General features: G+C 41.6%; 16 protein-coding genes. 12 read left to right on the forward strand and 4 right to left on the reverse strand.

Going from position 1 to position 18,255, the window contains the following annotated elements; all coding sequences use genetic code 11:
- The first annotated feature begins 219 nt into the window (after positions 1 to 219).
- From LRQ06_RS17165 to LRQ06_RS17205, 9 genes are all read left to right on the forward strand, one after another.
- A complete protein-coding gene (locus LRQ06_RS17165; protein ID WP_232768265.1) occupies positions 220 to 2,073 on the forward strand; it encodes a DEAD/DEAH box helicase in 1,854 nt (617 codons plus the stop codon).
- Between the two features lie 751 nt (positions 2,074 to 2,824).
- On the forward strand, positions 2,825 to 3,703 hold the full coding sequence (locus tag LRQ06_RS17170; RefSeq protein ID WP_232768266.1) for a glycosyltransferase family 2 protein: 879 nt from the start codon (positions 2,825 to 2,827) through the stop codon (positions 3,701 to 3,703).
- Between the two features lie 491 nt (positions 3,704 to 4,194).
- Positions 4,195 to 6,123 carry a threonine--tRNA ligase gene (gene thrS, locus LRQ06_RS17175; protein WP_232768267.1) on the forward strand — a complete coding sequence of 643 codons (1,929 nt, stop codon included), beginning with the start codon at positions 4,195 to 4,197 and terminating at the stop codon, positions 6,121 to 6,123.
- A 3-nt stretch (positions 6,124 to 6,126) separates the two neighbouring features.
- A complete protein-coding gene (gene infC / locus LRQ06_RS17180; RefSeq protein ID WP_232769007.1) occupies positions 6,127 to 6,678 on the forward strand; it encodes a translation initiation factor IF-3 in 552 nt (183 codons plus the stop codon).
- Between the two features lie 103 nt (positions 6,679 to 6,781).
- Positions 6,782 to 6,976 carry a 50S ribosomal protein L35 gene (gene rpmI / locus LRQ06_RS17185; protein ID WP_232768268.1) on the forward strand — a complete coding sequence of 65 codons (195 nt, stop codon included), beginning with the start codon at positions 6,782 to 6,784 and terminating at the stop codon, positions 6,974 to 6,976.
- 41 nt (positions 6,977 to 7,017) lie between these two features.
- Positions 7,018 to 7,371, forward strand: a complete 354-nt coding sequence (gene rplT, locus LRQ06_RS17190) for a 50S ribosomal protein L20 (protein WP_232768269.1) — start codon at positions 7,018 to 7,020, stop codon at positions 7,369 to 7,371.
- A 268-nt stretch (positions 7,372 to 7,639) separates the two neighbouring features.
- The gene (locus LRQ06_RS17195) at positions 7,640 to 8,575 is read left to right on the forward strand and encodes a zinc dependent phospholipase C family protein (protein ID WP_232768270.1); all 936 of its coding nucleotides are present in this window, start codon (positions 7,640 to 7,642) and stop codon (positions 8,573 to 8,575) included.
- Positions 8,576 to 8,905: 330 nt separating this feature from the next.
- Positions 8,906 to 9,439 (forward strand): GNAT family N-acetyltransferase, encoded by a 534-nt coding sequence (locus LRQ06_RS17200; protein WP_232768271.1) that lies wholly within the window; start codon positions 8,906 to 8,908, stop codon positions 9,437 to 9,439.
- 52 nt (positions 9,440 to 9,491) lie between these two features.
- Entirely contained in the window at positions 9,492 to 10,088 is a 597-nt protein-coding gene (locus LRQ06_RS17205) for a beta-phosphoglucomutase family hydrolase (protein WP_232768272.1), read from the forward strand.
- Here the strand turns inward: LRQ06_RS17205 and bamJ are convergent.
- Positions 10,081 to 10,500: a BamJ family beta-barrel-assembly machinery protein gene (gene bamJ, locus LRQ06_RS17210; protein ID WP_373054861.1), complete on the reverse strand. Its 420-nt coding sequence runs from the start codon at positions 10,498 to 10,500 to the stop codon at positions 10,081 to 10,083. The genes LRQ06_RS17205 and bamJ overlap by 8 nt on opposite strands.
- Positions 10,501 to 10,715: 215 nt before the next feature.
- Here bamJ and LRQ06_RS17215 point away from each other — a divergent pair, with 215 nt between their 5' ends.
- Positions 10,716 to 11,381 carry an OmpA family protein gene (locus LRQ06_RS17215; RefSeq protein ID WP_232768274.1) on the forward strand — a complete coding sequence of 222 codons (666 nt, stop codon included), beginning with the start codon at positions 10,716 to 10,718 and terminating at the stop codon, positions 11,379 to 11,381.
- 86 nt (positions 11,382 to 11,467) lie between these two features.
- Here LRQ06_RS17215 and tkt read toward each other — a convergent pair whose 3' ends face one another.
- Together tkt and tal are read right to left on the reverse strand one after the other, a co-directional pair.
- On the reverse strand, positions 11,468 to 13,462 hold the full coding sequence (gene tkt, locus LRQ06_RS17220; RefSeq protein WP_232768275.1) for a transketolase: 1,995 nt from the start codon (positions 13,460 to 13,462) through the stop codon (positions 11,468 to 11,470).
- A 70-nt stretch (positions 13,463 to 13,532) separates the two neighbouring features.
- Positions 13,533 to 14,483: a transaldolase gene (gene tal / locus LRQ06_RS17225; RefSeq protein ID WP_232768276.1), complete on the reverse strand. Its 951-nt coding sequence runs from the start codon at positions 14,481 to 14,483 to the stop codon at positions 13,533 to 13,535.
- A gap of 419 nt (positions 14,484 to 14,902) precedes the next feature.
- Between tal and LRQ06_RS17230 the strand changes: the two genes are divergently transcribed.
- Positions 14,903 to 15,892, forward strand: a complete 990-nt coding sequence (locus LRQ06_RS17230) for a sugar-binding transcriptional regulator (RefSeq protein ID WP_232769008.1) — start codon at positions 14,903 to 14,905, stop codon at positions 15,890 to 15,892.
- A 179-nt stretch (positions 15,893 to 16,071) separates the two neighbouring features.
- Positions 16,072 to 16,725, forward strand: coding sequence for a GTP cyclohydrolase I FolE (gene folE, locus LRQ06_RS17235; RefSeq protein ID WP_232768277.1), 654 nt, complete (start codon positions 16,072 to 16,074; stop codon positions 16,723 to 16,725).
- Positions 16,726 to 16,831: 106 nt separating this feature from the next.
- Here the strand turns inward: folE and eat are convergent, their stop codons facing one another.
- Positions 16,832 to 18,223 (reverse strand): ethanolamine permease, encoded by a 1,392-nt coding sequence (eat, locus tag LRQ06_RS17240; RefSeq protein WP_232768278.1) that lies wholly within the window; start codon positions 18,221 to 18,223, stop codon positions 16,832 to 16,834.
- Between the last annotated feature and the right edge of the window lie 32 nt (positions 18,224 to 18,255).

Genomic DNA, 18,255 nt, shown 5'->3' on the forward strand with positions numbered 1-18,255 from the left:
AATTACAGTTACAATAAATTTGTGATGAAATTCAATTTTCTCTGGCTTTTCTTGTCTATTTAGGGAATAATCCGCCACCTTTGTTAAGTCCCTGGTCGCTTTGGTGCGTTTGAAAGATGTCTAAAAGATATCTGCATCAGAAAGGAAGCTGTAAGAATTAGATTGGAAGTGGTAAAGCGCGTGGGGCCATCGTTAAACAACTCTAAAATGGAAACCCCCATGCAAGAAAATGTAACTCAATTCGATGAATTAGAGCTTAATGACGCTATTCTTTCTTCTCTGGACGAAATGGGATTTGTCTCTCCAACGCCAATACAGGCCGCAGCTATCCCTTATTTGCTTGACGGACGTGACGCGTTGGGTAAAGCCCAGACAGGTACAGGTAAAACAGCGGCGTTCTCCTTACCATTACTTAATAAACTTAATCTCAAACAGCATAAGCCTCAGGCTATTGTTATGGCACCGACCCGTGAGTTGGCCATTCAGGTCGCAGCGGAAATAAAAACACTTGGTCAGAACATCTATGGTCTGAAAGTGTTGGAAATCTACGGTGGAGCTTCTATTGTCGATCAGATGCGCGCACTGAAATCCGGTGCTCACATTGTTGTCGGAACGCCTGGTCGTGTTAAAGATTTGATCACCCGTGATCGTCTTCAGTTGGATGAATGTCACACGTTCGTTCTGGATGAAGCGGATGAAATGCTAAAAATGGGCTTTGTTGATGACGTAACCTGGATCATGGAACAGGCTCCTGAAACCGCCCAGCGTGTTCTTTTCTCAGCAACCATGCCTCCAATGGTAAAAAACATCGTGGATAAATATCTGCGTGATCCTGCCCGGATTGATGTAGCCGGTTCTAACCAGACTGTTGAAAAAGTAGAACAGCAGTTCTGGGTTGTGAAAGGTGTTGAAAAAGACGAAGCAATGATGCGTCTTCTTGAAACAGAAGAAACCGATGCTTCGATTGTTTTTGTCCGTACTCGTCAGGATACAGAACGTCTTGCCGACTGGTTAAGTGCGAGAGGATTTAAAGCTTCTGCTCTTCACGGCGATATTCCTCAGTCTTTACGTGAAAGAACAGTTGATCATATTAAAGATGGTCATATTGATGTGTTGGTTGCAACCGACGTTGTTGCCCGTGGTCTGGATGTTCCTCGTATTACTCACGTGTTTAACTACGATATCCCTTTCGATGTTGAATCTTATATTCACCGGATTGGACGTACAGGCCGTGCAGGACGTAAAGGTAAGGCGATTCTGTTGGTAAGAACGAATCAGCTTCGTATGCTCCGTACTATCGAGCGCGTTACCCGCTCTTCTATGGAAGAAATTAAGCTTCCCGTCCGTGATAAAGTGGCAGAAGCCCGACTGATTAAATTAGGTCAGGAACTGGAAGCAGAGAAAGAACATAAAGCACTGGAGAAGTTCTCTGAGCTGGTTGAAAAACTGCAGACTTCTTTGGAAATCGATGCGACTACTCTGGCTGCTATTTTGTTGAAACGCCAGCAAGGTAAACGCCCGCTGTTTTATGTTGGCGAAGATCCGATGATTGCAGAGCTTGAACGTGATAAACAGCGTCGTCGTGAACGCCGTGAAAATGGTGGTCGCCGCGATGGTAACCGTCAACATCAGGACTGGGAAACTTACCAGTTGCAGGTTGGTCGTGAGCAAGGTGTTCAGGTTAAAGATATCGTTGGTGCACTTGCTAATGAACTGGGTCTGACTAAAGGTTCAATTGGTGCCATTAAACTTGCGCCTGAGCATACATTCGTTCAGCTTCCAAAATCCATGTCCAGTGACGTAACACGTAAGCTTCGTAAATTGCGTATTCGCCAGAAAGAAGTTGGTGCCGTGGTTTGTGATTTTGATGATTTCCGCGAGTCAAGAGGCCGCAGAGATGGTGGCCGTCGTGATGGACGTGGACATCGTGATGGTGGTCGTAATTTCCGTGGTGATAATGGTAATCGTCGTGGTGAACGTCGTTTTGACCGGAACCGTGGTGGCGATAACCGTGGTGCATACCGTGGAGAGCGGGGCCATGGAGGACGTTCACACCGAAGTTCAGAAGCATAAGCGACATAAAAATCCCGTTTCTGCTTAAATGATGTTAAAACCCGTGTATTTCGATACGCGGGTTTTTTTATCTTTCAGGTAAAAAAATAGCCCCAGCCAAAAACTGGTGGGGCTCAGTTAAGGTGTCGAACGTCCAAAAAGTTGAGAGGTTCTTTTGTGGTTCGACTATAAACTATGTCAAAGTAGGTTAAAGGATAAAACTCCTGTTAATTGATAAACCTAACAACAATTCACAATGAATTTTATCGAGAATAAACACAGTAACATTTATTCTGAGGTGAACTTTATCTGTTTAATGAAGACGTTTATGTGATTAATCTCTCACCTGAATTGAGTCATGGTGTTTATAAAATTACGAAAGTATTTTCAAAAGTTTCATATGGGTAAACGATCAGAAAGTAGCTTGTGCCATAAAAAATGAGAGTTTGGTGGTAGTTATTAAATAAGTGAATGATACCGTAGTCCAGATGTTAAATAATCATTAGAAAGAAAAGAAGGCAATTCCTGCCTCCGTATTCACTTTCTATCGTCAACGGACAAAAGGAAAACGGATTTATGAAGCAACTTGTATTAATCTTTTCGAAGAGATTGGAGTGTGTTACAACGTAAACGCAGGCATGGTTTCAATAATCTTTTATCACCTGTAGAGTATGAAAATCAATATGAGAAAAGGCTAATTTGAACGCATACAAACTCTAGTGTCTACTGAGTCGGTGTCTATTCACTTTATGTATAGGAGAGTCAGCTAATTATGACAGTTTTTTCAAAAATTAATTCATTAATAGAACTTCCTGTTAGGGTTTTGGGTCCCATATTTTCCACTTTGTATGAAAACCTTGAAGCAAGAACTGAGTATAATTTCAGAAGAGAACGTATTCATAGACAGGAAGGTGTTTCATGTATGATTAGAGCAAAAAATGAAGAGAAGAAAATCATTGATTGTTTAATATCTATAGAAGATGTTTTTGATGAGATTATATTTATAGATAATGGCAGCGATGATAATACATTAAAATTGGTGAAAGAGTATAGTGAACACCACCCAAGAATATCTGTATATTCGTATAATGTACAAGTGTCCAAGTGTGGAAGTGAACATAATAGTACAGAAGAGAAATCTATTCACTCATTATCTTATTACTATAACTGGTGTGCTTCAAAATGTAGCTATTCTTATATTTGTAAGTGGGATGCAGATATGATTTTAGACAAATATAGCAAAGATAAATTTAAATCTATAATACATTCTTTTTCATCATATTGGCCAACATTTGCTTCATTTGAAGTTCAAACTATATACAAGTTTTTTGAAAAATATTACTTAGCAAAAAATGAAGTGAATTCTGAGATAAGAATTTTTCCAAATCGAAGCGATGTCAAATTTATAAAAGGAGATAATTTTGAATTATTGGATGGTAAAATATATAAATCACACAACGTATTATTATGTGATGTAAAGGTTTATGAATGTAAAGATGCTTCAGAAAATGAATTTTCTCATTGGACCGAAACAAAATCATTCCCTACTAAAAGAAAACAAATAGAATTTGAAAATTTTTTAAAAATAAAGGAAGGAAATATTGATTCTGAAGTTTTTACCGAGATAGTAATTAATATTTTTGATTCATGAGGCATTCCATTCAATCTAATTAACTGAGCTTCATTACGATACACTTCTATCAAACCATTATTATCGCTAGGAACGAGAGACATGTTATTCATAAAGTAACGTACTTGTTGACATCGTTTTACGTTTTATGTTGATAATTTTATAATTTCGTCTTATGCATAGTATGCCAAAGGAGAAAATTCATTTTAGTATCATATTTTTCTCTGGTTCGTATCAGCTTAGAAAAATGTGTCAATTTTTTATTTGGTACAAACACATATTTCAGGTAGTCGAATGTAAATTTGTCGGGTACAATGCGCGAACCCTGCAATTTAGGGTAAGTATTCAGTTAATTACAATGGACTTAATTTGCATGCATCCGTATTTGTACCAAATTTTGTACCAAATTGGCTGGATGAATGAATTTAATAACTTTAAGTTTTTGAAACTTAGAGAAAAATTAAAAAAATCATGTGTTGCCTGGTATGCAACACCACTGTAAAGGATATATCATGCCTATTATTACTCTTCCTGACGGTAGCCAACGTCAATTTGATAACTCTGTTTCTGTATTAGAAGTGGCCCAGTCCATTGGCCCTGGTTTAGCAAAAGCGACGATCGCTGGCCGTGTTGATGGTCAACGTGTTGATGCATGTGATTTGATTGAAAATGATGCTTCTCTGGAAATTATTACCAGCAAAGACGAAGTGGATGGATTAGAGATCGTACGTCACTCTTGTGCTCATTTGCTTGGTCATGCCCTGAAACAGCTTTATCCTGAAGCGAAAATGGCGATTGGTCCGACTATTGATAGTGGTTTTTACTACGACATCGATATCGATCACCCTCTTTCTCAAGATGACCTGGAAAAAATTGAAGCTCGTATGAAAGAGCTGGCGAAAACGAAATATCAGGTTATCAAGGAAAAAGTAAGCTGGCAGGAAGCGCGTGATACCTTTGAATCCCGTGGCGAAACTTATAAGATGGAAATTCTGGATGAAAACGTCTCTAAAGATGACCATCCGGGCCTTTACCACCATCTTGAATACATTGATATGTGTCGCGGTCCTCACGTTCCAAATATGGGTTTCTGCCAACATTTTAAATTGTTAAATGTTGCGGGTGCTTACTGGCGTGGTAATAGTGATAATAAAATGTTGCAGCGTATCTATGGTACAGCGTTTCATGATAAGAAAGCTCTGAAAGCGCACCTGACCCGTTTAGAAGAAGCTGCAAAACGTGACCATCGTAAAATTGGTAAACAGTTAGACTTGTTCCACATGCAACAGGAAGCGCCGGGGATGGTTTTCTGGCATCATAATGGCTGGACCATCTTCCGCAATCTGGAAATGTTTATCCGGGATAAATTAACTGAATACGATTATCAGGAAGTGAAAGGTCCCCTGATGATGGACCGTGTCTTGTGGGAACGCTCCGGTCACTGGGATAAATACGCAGATGCGATGTTTACGACCAGTTCAGAAAACCGCGATTATGCCATTAAACCAATGAACTGTCCGGGTCACGTTCAGATTTTTAACCAGGGGCTGAAATCCTATCGTGATTTACCACTGCGTATGGCTGAGTTTGGCTCTTGTCACCGTAACGAGCCATCTGGTTCTTTACATGGCATTATGCGTGTTCGTGGATTTACTCAGGATGATGCGCATATCTTCTGTACAGAAGATCAGATCCAGCAAGAAGTCACATCCTGTATCAAGATGGTGTATGACACATACAACACTTTTGGGTTTGATAACATTGAAGTAAAACTGTCTACCCGTCCTGAAATGCGTGTTGGCAGCGACGAAATCTGGGATAAGTCAGAAGAAGCACTGAAGATTTCTCTTGAATCCATGGATATTTCTTATGAGATTCAGGAAGGGGAAGGGGCGTTTTATGGACCTAAGATTGAGTTTACTTTATATGATTGCTTAGACCGTGCATGGCAATGTGGTACTGTTCAGCTAGACTTTAACTTACCGAATCGTTTGGGTGCAACGTACGTTGGTGAAAACAACGAACGTTTGGTGCCGGTAATGATTCACCGTGCAATATTGGGTTCTCTGGAACGTTTTATTGGTATTCTTATCGAAGACTATGCTGGCTTCTTCCCTACCTGGCTGGCTCCGGAACAAGCTGTAATCCTCAATATTACCGATAAACAGGCTGATTATGCTCAAGAAGTTGCGCAAAAACTGCAAAAATGTGGAATTCGTGCAAAAGCGGACTTGAGAAATGAGAAAATTGGCTTTAAAATCCGCGAACATACTTTGAAACGTGTTCCGTACATGCTGGTCTGTGGTGATCAGGAAATGGAAGCAGGCGAGATTGCAGTGCGTACACGTAAAGGGAAAGACCTCGGTAAATTTAAATTGGATGATTTTATTTCACATATCCAAACCGAAGTGTCTGACCGTAAGCTCAATTTGGAGGAATAAACTATTAAAGGTGGAAGACGCGGCCAAGTACCGGCCAAACAAAACCCGCACCGCATCAATGCAGAAATTCGCGGTGTACGTGAAGTTCGTTTAAGTGGCGCAGAAGGCGAAGATTCTCGGATTGTCTCTTTTAACGAGGCACTAAACATTGCAGAAGAAGCTGGAATGGACTTAGTAGAGATCAGCCCAAACGCTGAACCACCAGTCTGTCGAGTGATGGACTACGGTAAATTCCTCTTTGAAAAGAGTAAAGCTGCAAAAGAGCAGAAGAAAAAGCAAAAACAGGTCCAGATTAAGGAAGTTAAATTCCGACCTGGAACTGATATCGGAGACTATCAGGTAAAACTACGCAACCTGACTCGTTTCCTTGAAGAAGGCAACAAAGTGAAAGTTACTATTCGCTTTCGTGGCCGAGAAATGGCACACCAAGACATCGGTGTTGATGTTCTCAATCGTTTGAAAGAGGACACTGCTGAGTTAGCAGTTGTTGAGTCTTTCCCTAATCGTATTGAAGGGCGTCAGATGATCATGGTACTTGCCCCTAAGAAGAAGTAATTAACGGCTTGCAAGTAATACAGCCCTGCCGTTTATGCGGTAGGGTTTTATTCGCCCTAATTACATTAATTTTAACATTGATAACAATGCGGAGTTATTCATCATGCCTAAGATGAAAAACAATAAAGGTGCTGCTAAGCGTTTCAAAAAAACTGCTGGTGGTATTAAAGTTAAGCACGCGACTAAACGTCACATCCTGACTAAGCGTACTACTAAGAACAAGCGTCAGCTACGTCCAAACTCGCTACTTCCAAAATGTGAATTAGCTGGTGTTGCACGTATGTTGCCATACGCATAATTCTTTTTAGTTTTTAATTTGTTTAGTTTAGGAGAAGCATAATGCCTCGCGTAAAACGTGGTGTACAAGCTCGTGCACGTCATAAGAAAGTTCTAAAGCAAGCTAAAGGTTACTACGGAGCACGTTCTCGTGTTTATCGTGTAGCGTTCCAGGCTGTAACTAAAGCCGGTCAATATGCATACCGTGACCGTCGTGCGAAGAAACGTCAATTCCGTCAACTTTGGATTGCACGTATCAACGCCGCATCTCGTCAGAATGGTATGTCTTACAGTCGTTTCATTAATGGTCTTAAGAAAGCATCAATCGAAATCGATCGTAAGATCCTTGCTGATATCGCTGTATTTGATAAAGCAGCATTCACTGTTCTTGTTGAAAAAGCAAAAGCAGCGCTTTAATAGCACACTTATGAATAATTTTTAAAAGGAGAGCATTAGCTCTCCTTTTTTTCTTTCTATTACTTTCTTTATTGCCTTCTATTCTTATTTTCATTACTCCCTCCTTTCGCTAATCCATTCTTTCAGTGTCGTAGAGATTCTAGTTTTGTAGCTAATATGAGACTGAATGCTGATTCATTCATTGTACTCTTTCTATGAATGGATAATTTACATACCATCGGTAATAATTATTAATAACAAATACCCTATGTATTTTTAAGAGAACGTTATGCCTGGTGCTTTTGCTCATATTACAGCGATTAATTTAGCCCTATCGTCTGATTTTCTGGATGATTTATCAGAGCTTCCAACCCATGCCAAACGGAATCTTGTCTCTAATTTGCCCTTTGCTGAGTTAGGTTCAATAAGCCCAGATTATCCCTATTTATCCATAGGTATGGATCAAAGGAATTGGGCTGACTTAATGCATTCAGAACGGGTAGGAGTGTTGGTTCGATCTTTGATTTTCAGGGTAAAAATGCTACCTGATTCTCAGAAAGAGAAAGGATTCGCCTGGCTGGTTGGCTTTGTTTCACATGTGATAATGGATATTACAGTACATCCTGTGGTTGAAAGGCGGGTTGGCCCATATAAAGAAAATAAGCAAGAGCACCGAATATGCGAAATGAACCAGGATACATATATTTGGTCAAGGCTTGGTTTAGATCAGGCGGAGCTATCTGAAAGACTGAAAAAAAATATTAGTTTATGTTCTGACCAACGAGTTTGTGACTTACTGGATGATACCATCCGGAGTCTCTGGTCTATTGCTTTAACGGAAGTATATTCTGGTTATGCTAACGCCTGTTTACCTAAGATCAATCAATGGCATGCCAGTTATTTATCGATTGTTAATATTCCGAAAGAAAGCCATGATCTGTTTCCCTTGTCTCGTCATATTGGAATAAGCCAGGGATTAATTTATCCGGGAGAGAATGAACTGGATTATTCATACATCAACAGCTTGGATACGCCATTGGGTAAAATGGCATACGATGATGTGTTTGACCGGGCAGTAAGTTTTATCCGTTATTATCTGATTAAGCTTTGGTATGCTGTTTTTGATGGTGGCGATGATCAGATGTTTTGTAATTGGAATCTTGATACCGGCTATAATCTTGAACGTCGTGAATTAACTGCCTGGGTTACCACTCCGGGAGCATAATTCGCTTTATACGATATATCATAATTGAATCTGAAAGATCGCTTCCCATTCTGATGCCTGCTTTCTGGTAGGCTTTTTGCAGTTCTGAACCTGCGTTAAGTGATAACCAGTGAGAGTGGCAGTCTTTATTTTATTCTTTCTTAATTTGAGACTTTTATACGATCATTTTGTTCGCTTTCCGACATTATTTGTGTGCTGAATAGTTAATTTTAGTAGCAATTATCAAATAAATTTGAAGAAAATGTAATTGAAATGTTATTCTATGAGGCACCTTAATGCATGGTATAATATTGGATTAATAGACTAACAGGAAGTTAGAAGGGCTGTATAATGGAAATCAAAGTAGCGGAATATAATGATTATAAGAGAATAGCAGAATTACATGCTATCAGCTGGCAAGAGAATTATAAGGGTGTCATGAATCCGTTGTATCTGAAGGACGAAGTTCTGGAAGAAAGAATGCTAATCTGGCAAACCCGTCTGATTAACCCACCGATGAACCAACATGTTTTGATCCTTGAAGAAGGCGGGGAAATGTGTGGCTTTATTTGTGCTTTTGGAAATCATGACTTTGAGAAAGGTTCAATTATCGAGTCCTTACATGTTGCTAAAGCTTATCAGGGACAGGGACTTGGAAGGCTGCTGATTAAAGAAATGGTGAAATGGATTGAGCACTATTTCGCTGACAGCGGCGTCTATATTGAAGTATTGGCGAAAAATAAGCAGGCAATTGAATTCTACGATGACTTAGGTGGTATGCACCAATCGGACAGAACATGGCATTCACCTTGCGGTATTGACATTAATGAATGGGTATATACCTGGAATAGCCCTAAAGATATTCTGAGTGCTGTTAATGTTTAACACTTTTTCTTTTTTATTTTTGTAAATAAAACGACGATATTTAAGGTTCTTAATGACCATCAATCTTACCCCTTATAAGGGCCTGATTTTTGATATGGATGGTACGTTGATCGATTCTATGCCTACGCATATTGAATCATGGCGTTGTACTGCTCATTTTTTTCATTTCCCGTTTGATTCTGAGTGGTTTTATTCCAGAGGGGGCAAACCCAGCAGAAAAATTGTTGATGATATTAATTTACTGTATGGTTTGTCGTTAAATTCAAAGCTTGTGTCTGAATATAAGCAGAAAACCTTTCTCGAATTAGGTTATGAGAATGCCAGAATTGAGGCCACATGTGACATTCTTGAACGTTATAAAGCGAGTAAGAAGATAGCCGTTGGAACCGGTAGCAAACGGGAGAATGCAGTTAAACTGCTGGAAAAGAATGCTTTATTGGATGGACTCGATGCGTTAGTCACTGCCAGTGATGTAACTAATCATAAGCCACATCCTGAAACATTTCTAAAAGCTTGCGAATTGATGCAGTTAAGACCTGCAGAGTGCGTTGTATTTGAAGATACTGAACTGGGTAAACAGGCGGCGCACTCTGGAGGTATGGATTGTATTATGGTGACCTCTGCCGGGTTAGAGTATTTCCCTATTTGATTTCTAACAGTGAGATTTCAAATATCAGAAGGGAGCCTGGAGGAATCATTCCTGTCCGGCGTTTGCCGTATGCAAGATTATAAGGAATATAGAAGCGCGTCTTCTGTCCGACGACCATTGTCTGGACGCCTTCCTGCCAACCTTTAATGACTTGTTTGAGCCGGAAAGTTATTGCTTGTTTGCTTTCTACTGAGCTGTTAAAGACTTTTCCATTCAATAATGTGCCGTGGTAATGGACTTTTACCTGACTGTTTAATGTTGGGTGTCCGGTCCCGTTCCCTTCTTCTAAAATTTCATATTGCAACCCCGAAGAGGTGGTTATCACGCCTTCACGCTGACCATTTTCCTTCAGGAATGCTTCACCTTCTAAAATATGTTCCTTTGCCTGTTTAGATGCACGAATGTTTCTCATGAGAAAGAGTGCTGCGATGACGAAAAGAATGAGTGAAACTAAATAATTTTTATCCATATTTGTATCCTGATTGGGTATTTATATTATCTGGCAAATCATAAAGGTATCTGATGGAAATTAATTTGATGCCTGCCGGGTTGTTAGTCTATAAAATTTAGTAAAGAAATCCAAAAGTTGCCGATAATATTAATATGCTTGTGTGCTGAGATATCGATATGAAATATTTTGTCTATGTTTTAATGTTAACACTGTCCGGGTGCGGAACGATGGATATGGTGAAAGATCGCTATTTCAACCAAAATTTGTTGGATACTGCACCGAAAGACCGAATGGATGTTAAGTATCCGGACTGGGGAGAAGCCCCCAAAATGCAATATGTCAGTCCATCTGAAACAACCACAAATAAAGCAAGCACACATCGCTCCTCCGTTTCTGCAACTCAGAATCATGAAAAGACACTCGATTCTCTTACCCGTTTTCTTAAAGGACAGCGAATTGAGTATGATATTCTTCCGGGCAACTTTTCCATTGTCAGAGTAAAACGAGGTGTTCCATTTGAAGCCGGCTCAGATGATGTCTCTTATGAAAGCCGGGCATGGCTGTACAAATTGAGTGATTATCTTTCAAAAGTGAAATCCCATAACATCGAAGTCGTGATTGATGGACATGCAGATAAGACCGGTGGGCAGAAATTAAACGATAAACTGTCCCGGGACCGGGCTAATTCTGTCAGGGCTTTACTGGCTGACGCTCCGAACATTTCTGTTGATTCTATCTATGCCAGAGGATATGCGGATGCGTTGCCGGCTTGCAGTAATGTTAGTCAATATGGTCGTTCATGTAATCGCCGCGTGGACATTTTCTTCATCGTGGGCTCTTAAATTCAGACATTGGTTTTTTATACAGGAAGGAAAAACGCCACATGTAGTGGCGCTTTGTTTGTTTACTCTAAATCTGGAGTATTAAATTAACTAATCAGTTCGTTTGCTATACTGACAACGTTTTCTACTGTAAAACCAAATTGTTTAAACAGTTCACCTGCCGGTGCTGACTCTCCAAAACCATGCATTCCGATAATTTTGCCGTTCAGTCCCGTGTATTTAAACCAGTAATCGGCAATGCCTGCTTCAATGGCAATCCGGGCAGTGACTTCTGACGGTAATACGGATTCCCGGTAAGCCGGATCCTGCTTGTCGAATGTATCCGTTGACGGCATTGACACAACGCGTACGGCTTTGCCCTGTTTTGTTAATTCCTCAGCGGCATTGACGGCCAGTTCCACTTCTGAACCGGTTGCGATTAAAATCAGTTCAGGAGCTGTCTGGCAATCCTTGATGATATACCCACCTTTGGAAATATCGGTTAACTGCTGAGCCGTTCTGGGTTGCTGTGTCAGATTTTGACGAGAGAATACAAGAGCACTCGGACCGTCATTTCTTTCGATTGCAGATTTCCATGCAACGGCAGATTCAACCTGATCACAAGGTCGCCACATGCTCATGTTTGGTGTTGTCCGCAAAGAGGCCATCTGTTCAACCGGTTGGTGGGTTGGGCCATCTTCACCGAGACCAATGGAATCATGGGTGTAGACCTGAATGTTTTGTACCTTCATCAATGCGGCCATTCGCATTGCATTGCGCGCATACTCCATAAACATCAGGAATGTGCCACCATAAGGGATGAAACCACCATGAAGTTTGATGCCATTGATAATGCCAGTCATACCAAACTCTCTGACACCATAGTGAATATAGTTGCCTGAGGCATCTTCATTCGTCAGTGATTTAGATCCAGACCACATTGTCAGGTTTGAGGGTGCAAGGTCGGCTGAACCACCCATCAGCTCAGGAAGGATAGTACCGAATGCTTCCAGAGCATTTTGTGAGGCTTTACGTGAAGCAATCGTTGCCGGATTCGCCTGCAAACCTTCAATGATTTTAGAGGCTTCCTGTTCCCAGTTTTGTGGCAGGTCTCCATTGATACGACGTTTAAATTCTGCCGCAAGCGCCGGATATTCCGCTTCATACTTAGCAAATTTGGCATTCCACTCGGTTTCTTTCGCCGCACCACTTTCTCTTGCATCCCATTCCTGATAAACGTCGTCAGGGATTTCGAATGGGCCATAATTCCAGCCTAAGGCTTTTTTGGTTGCAACGACTTCGTCTGTACCAAGTGGCGCGCCGTGTGAATTGTGAGTACCGGCTTTATTTGGAGAACCAAACCCGATGATGGTTTTAGTGCAAATCAGAGTTGGACGTTGAGTGTCGGCTTTGGCGGCCTGAATGGCGTTATCAATGGCGTCAGCATCGTGCCCATCCACGTCACGGATAACCTGCCAGCCATAAGCTTCAAAGCGTTGTGGCGTATCATCGTTAAACCATCCGGTAACATGTCCATCGATGGAAATGCCGTTATCGTCCCAGAAAACGATCAGTTTGCCCAGACCAAGTGTTCCGGCAAGGGATGAGACTTCATGAGAGATCCCTTCCATCATACAGCCATCGCCCATAAACGCGTACGTATAATGGTCGACAATGTCATGTCCCTGTTTATTAAACTGAGCCGCCAGTGTTTTTTCAGCGATGGCCATGCCGACGGCATTGGACAGACCCTGACCGAGAGGGCCTGTGGTGGTTTCTACGCCTGCGGTATAACCGTATTCCGGATGGCCGGGTGTTTTGGAGTGCAATTGACGGAATTGTTTGAGCTCTTCCATTGGCAGGTCGTAGCCGGTTAAATGCAGGAGCGAATAAATAAGCATTGAACCGTGGCCGTTAGACAGGACGAAACGATCTCTGTCTGCCCAGGATGGGTTATTCGGATTATGGTTTAAATGGGTACGCCAGAGTACTTCAGCAATGTCTGCCATTCCCATTGGTGCTCCGGGATGACCAGAATTGGCTTTTTGCACTCCATCCATGCTTAGGGCACGGATCGCATTAGCAAGATGTTTATGACTCATGATGTCTTCCGATTGTTTCGTTGAAATAGGGTATATGGGCGTAGGTTCGCCCATTTTTGATATTGGTTATTTACAGCTTGGTTTTTATCATTTCTTCCAGCTTGCCCTGGTCGGCAGCGAAGTTACGAATGCCTTCTGCCAGTTTTTCCACCGCCATTGCATCAGCGTTGTGTTCCCACAAGAATTCCTGATGAGTCATCGGTTTCGGCTCTTGTTTTACATCAGTTATTGCACTTAATTTCTGTTCAACAATACCTTCTGCTTCTTCTAATTCCTGAAGTAACTGTGGGCTGATGGTTAAACGGTCGCAACCTGCAAGTTCGAGAATTTCACCGGTATTACGGAAGCTGGCTCCCATGACCACCGTTTTATAACCATGCTGCTTATAGTAGTTATAAATTCGGGTAACGGACTTCACTCCGGGATCTTCCGCTGCTTCAAATGTTTTGCCTTCTTTCGCTTTGTACCAGTCCATAATACGGCCTACAAACGGCGAAATCAGAAAGGCACCAGCTTCGGCACAGGCTCTGGCCTGAGCAAAGGAAAACAAGAGTGTCAGGTTACAGTTAATGCCTTCTTTTTCCAGCGTTTCTGCTGCCCGGATACCTTCCCATGTGGAAGCCACTTTAATCAGAATCCGATCATTAGAAATGCCGGCATCGTTGTACATTTTGATCAGTTTTCTGGCTTTCGCAATGGTCTTAGTCGTATCAAATGACAGCCTTGCATCGACTTCCGTTGAAATCCGGCCAGGAATCGTTTTCAGGATTTCTTTACCAATGGTAACCGCCAGCATGTCACCTGTGTCTTCCAGTTGTTGGTCTTTGTCATCACTCTGAGTTTTCGCCCAGGCAATGGCTTCATCGATGAATTTTGCATATTCAGGAAGTTGCGCGGCTTTTAGAATGAGTGAAGGGTTGGTCGTGGCGTCTTCTGGCTGGTATTTTTTGATTGCATCGATTTCACCAGTATCGGCAACGACAGTCGTAAGTTTGCGTAGCTGAGCTAGTTTAGTACTCATATCCGTTCATCCTATTTCGTGGGCATTTGTTCGTTATTTAATATTTGGCTCAGAATGAACTCAGTCAGATTCTGAGCATATGAACTGCATTAAAACACTTGTGAGTATCTTGACTTGAGCATATGTTCACAATGTGAGTAATTGATGAATAAATAATTAGCATCAACTGAAGAAAAGTCAATATCAATTTATAGTTGTTGCTGTGATATACGCAATTATAAAGATTGGACAAGTATTTCTAGTTGAAAAAACGTGTAATTGGCTTTTAATATGGAAAATGAGAAATTTAACAGTGCTTGATTATTTGTAATGCTTGTGAGCAAATGACTTGCCACGTAAGATTAATTACATATGCTAGGTCAATGAGCATTAGTTCTGTTTTCTATATCGTTATTGCATCGTCTAATTATGGTCTGTTTATGAATACAATGAGTCAGGACATCTCTGTTGAAGAAACCAATTTACTTACTGAAATTTCGGTAGCGTATTATCAGGATGGGGCGACACAAGAAGAAATTTCAAAAAAATTTGCCATTTCCCGGGCAAAGGTCGGACGACTTCTGAAGCAAGCCAGAGATGAAGGGATTGTTGAAATTACCGTGAAATACCACCCTGTATTCAGTGCTAAAGTTGAACAGCGCCTGATTGAACGGTTTAATATTAAGCGGGCGTTGATTGCTTTGGATCAGCCAAACGAAGATCTTCAGAGATTACAGGTAGCCAGCCTGGTTGCTAATTATTTATCCAATACACTTAAAGATGGCATGGTCGTCGCCATCGGGCAGGGGAGAAATGTTTCTGCCGTTGCTCATCATAACGGTGTTATTACTCAGCGGGATGTCAAATTTGTTTGCAGTATTGGTGGTATTCACCCTAGGGGGGGACAATTTAATGCTGACCATATCTGCCGTCAGTTTGCGAAAAAGTATGGAAGTTCATCGGAAACATTATATGCGCCCGCTTATGCTGTTAACCGTGAGCAAAAATTAGCATTTATGCAAAATGAAACGGTTAAACAGACTTTGGATCTTGCCCGTAAAGCGGATGTTGCTTTGGTTGGTATCGGTGATATGAGCGAAAACAGTTATATGGTTGATCTGGGATGGTTTACTCCTCAGGAAGTCGTTCAATCCAGATTACAGAATGGTGTGATCGGTGATTTTGCCGGTTACGACTTTTTTGATATTCAGGGGGACATAGCAAAAACGGTTATGAGCGACCGGATTATTGGATTAGGTCTTGAAGAATTTCGTCCTATTGCAGAAGTGGTTGCTATTGCATCTGAAAGTAGTAAACCTCTGGCTTTGCTAGGTGCGCTACGTACCGGGACAATCGACGTGCTGGCCACCAGTGTCAGTAACGCTTTAACTATTTTGAACCTTGATGAACAAATGACCTATGAAAAATAAAAAGGGTTTGAATATTGTGAGTAAATATTGAGACTCTTTCCTTATTCTTTCAATTGATAACAAATTATTTAAAGAATTAATTCCCATTTAAAAATGTGGATGTATTTATTTTAAATTACGAGTATCCTTGACCTCCATTCGAGAGAATGCCAGATTGCAATTGAGAGGTATATTGAGTCATGTCAAATCTAAGCGAGTCAGCACTGTTAGTTAAAAATGCACTCGAACGTCGTGGTTTGGAAACGCCAATGAATCCGAATCATTTTAGTCAGCAGGAGAAAAAAGAAAGCATTGAGCATCACATGCGAGAAGTTCTGAATCTTCTGGGGCTTGATTTGACTGATGACAGCCTGGAAGAAACGCCACACCGTATTGCAAAAATGTATGTTGATGAGGTGTTTTCAGGTCTTGATTATCATAACTTCCCGAAAATTACCGTTATCGAAAATAAAATGAATGTGAGTGAAATGGTGAAGGTAAAAGATATTACCGTCACCAGCACTTGTGAGCACCATTTGGTAACCATTGATGGCAAAGCAGCGGTTGCTTACATTCCTCGTGGAAAAATTATTGGGTTGTCTAAGATCAACCGGATTGTCCGTTTCTTTGCACAGCGTCCACAGGTGCAGGAAAGAATGACTCAGCAAATATTGGTTGCCCTGCAAACGTTATTAGAATCCGACGATGTTGCCGTAACGATTGATGCCACGCACTATTGTGTGAAATCTCGTGGTGTTATGGATGCAACCAGTGCGACAACGACAACGGCATTAGGCGGGATTTTTAAATCGAATTCATTAACCCGGTCTGAGTTTTTACACGGTTTGCGTTAAAGTCCTGTACTGACGCCGTGTAGTGACGTTTATAACAAAAGAAGAGGACATCTTAGATGTCCTCTTCTTGTTTTTTTATTAATGAAATTTTATTTAAGGAAGAACCTTAAGCCGCATCATTTTGTACTTTCAGCATTTCATTACCTTCACCGATATTATCAGTGTGGTAAGTGCTTTTGAAATAGATGAAACCTAAACCAAACAGTACCACAAAGATGACTGCAATCAGGAAGTTGTAGTAGATCATGGCAACCAGAGCAAGCGCTGCAAGTGCCAGTGCAACTGCTGGAGCAAATGGGTAAAGCGGAGCCATAAAAGGACGTTCCAGATTGGGTTCGCTACGACGAAGTTTAAACAGAGCCAGCATTGAAATGATGTACATAACAATGGCACCGAATACCGCCATCGTTACAATGTTTGCTGTTAATGGCTGACCGGCAATAACAATCAGATTGTCTGAGAAAATAGCAGCAATACCAACAACACCACCGGCAATGATAGCCCAGTGTGGTGTTTGGTAACGGCTGTTTACTGCGGCCAGAGATTTAGGCAGGAAGCCCGCACGTGCCAAAGCAAAAATCTGACGGGAATAACCCATGATAATGCCGTGGAATGATGCAATCAGACCAAACAGACCAAGCCAGACCAGCATATGTAACCAACCACTTGAGTTGCCGACGATCATTTTCATTGCCTGAGGTAGTGGGTCATTGATGTTTGCAAGAGCACGCCAGTCACCGGCACCACCGGCAAAGAACATAACGCCGACAGCCAGAACAACCAATGTCAGAATGCCTGCAATGAACGCAACAGGAATGGTTCGTTTTGGATCTTTTGCTTCTTCAGCTGCCATTGACGCGCCTTCAATTGCCAGGAAGAACCAGATGGCAAAAGGAATCGCAGCAAAAATACCGGATACTGCGGCACCAGAGAATTCGTTGCTGCCGGCCCAGCCGTTTGCTACGAAGTGTTCAACGGAGAACCCGGGAGCGACAACGCCCATAAATACTAACAGCTCAACGATTGCCAGAATGGTTACAAACAGTTCAAAAGTAGCAGCAATACTAACGCCGATAAGGTTTAAGCCCATAAAGATCAGGTAGGCAACGACAGCAACTAATTTAGGATCCAATGTTGGGAACTGAACATTCAGATAGGCACCGATTGCCATTGCGATTGCCGGTGGCGCGAAAACAAACTCAACCAGAGTCGCAAACCCGGCTATGTAGCCACCAAGAGGTCCAAATGCGCGATAGGCGTACGCAAACGGTCCACCTGCATGGGGGATAGATGTTGAAAGCTCAGTAAAGCTGAAAATGAAGGCCGTGTACATTGTGGCAATAATGAATGTGGTGATCAGGAATCCTAGTGTCCCTGCCTGAGCCCACCCGTAACTCCAGCCAAAGTATTCCCCGGAAATCACCAGCCCTACGGCGATCCCCCAGAGGTGAAATTTTCCTAAGGTCCTTTTCAGACCCGGTTGATTTTCATGTTCCATATTAGTTACCTCTTTTTATGTCCATTTAAAAT

Source organism: Vibrio salinus (assembly GCF_021272385.1).
In the GTDB taxonomy this organism is placed as follows: Bacteria; Pseudomonadota; Gammaproteobacteria; order Enterobacterales; family Vibrionaceae; genus Vibrio; species Vibrio salinus.

What these genes read in the sequence shown, in the direction of transcription:
- tal (WP_232768276.1), bottom strand. Translation starts at nt 14,483, where the DNA reads ATGAGTACTAAACTAGCTCAGCTACGCAAACTTACGACTGTCGTTGCC.
- bamJ (WP_373054861.1), bottom strand. Translation starts at nt 10,500, where the DNA reads ATGAGAAACATTCGTGCATCTAAACAGGCAAAGGAACATATTTTAGAA.
- LRQ06_RS17195 (WP_232768270.1), top strand. Translation starts at nt 7,640, where the DNA reads ATGCCTGGTGCTTTTGCTCATATTACAGCGATTAATTTAGCCCTATCG.
- LRQ06_RS17205 (WP_232768272.1), top strand. Translation starts at nt 9,492, where the DNA reads ATGACCATCAATCTTACCCCTTATAAGGGCCTGATTTTTGATATGGAT.
- LRQ06_RS17170 (WP_232768266.1), top strand. Translation starts at nt 2,825, where the DNA reads ATGACAGTTTTTTCAAAAATTAATTCATTAATAGAACTTCCTGTTAGG.
- thrS (WP_232768267.1), top strand. Translation starts at nt 4,195, where the DNA reads ATGCCTATTATTACTCTTCCTGACGGTAGCCAACGTCAATTTGATAAC.
- rpmI (WP_232768268.1), top strand. Translation starts at nt 6,782, where the DNA reads ATGCCTAAGATGAAAAACAATAAAGGTGCTGCTAAGCGTTTCAAAAAA.
- eat (WP_232768278.1), bottom strand. Translation starts at nt 18,223, where the DNA reads ATGGAACATGAAAATCAACCGGGTCTGAAAAGGACCTTAGGAAAATTT.
- LRQ06_RS17200 (WP_232768271.1), top strand. Translation starts at nt 8,906, where the DNA reads ATGGAAATCAAAGTAGCGGAATATAATGATTATAAGAGAATAGCAGAA.
- folE (WP_232768277.1), top strand. Translation starts at nt 16,072, where the DNA reads ATGTCAAATCTAAGCGAGTCAGCACTGTTAGTTAAAAATGCACTCGAA.
- LRQ06_RS17215 (WP_232768274.1), top strand. Translation starts at nt 10,716, where the DNA reads ATGAAATATTTTGTCTATGTTTTAATGTTAACACTGTCCGGGTGCGGA.
- LRQ06_RS17165 (WP_232768265.1), top strand. Translation starts at nt 220, where the DNA reads ATGCAAGAAAATGTAACTCAATTCGATGAATTAGAGCTTAATGACGCT.
- tkt (WP_232768275.1), bottom strand. Translation starts at nt 13,462, where the DNA reads ATGAGTCATAAACATCTTGCTAATGCGATCCGTGCCCTAAGCATGGAT.
- LRQ06_RS17230 (WP_232769008.1), top strand. Translation starts at nt 14,903, where the DNA reads ATGAATACAATGAGTCAGGACATCTCTGTTGAAGAAACCAATTTACTT.
- rplT (WP_232768269.1), top strand. Translation starts at nt 7,018, where the DNA reads ATGCCTCGCGTAAAACGTGGTGTACAAGCTCGTGCACGTCATAAGAAA.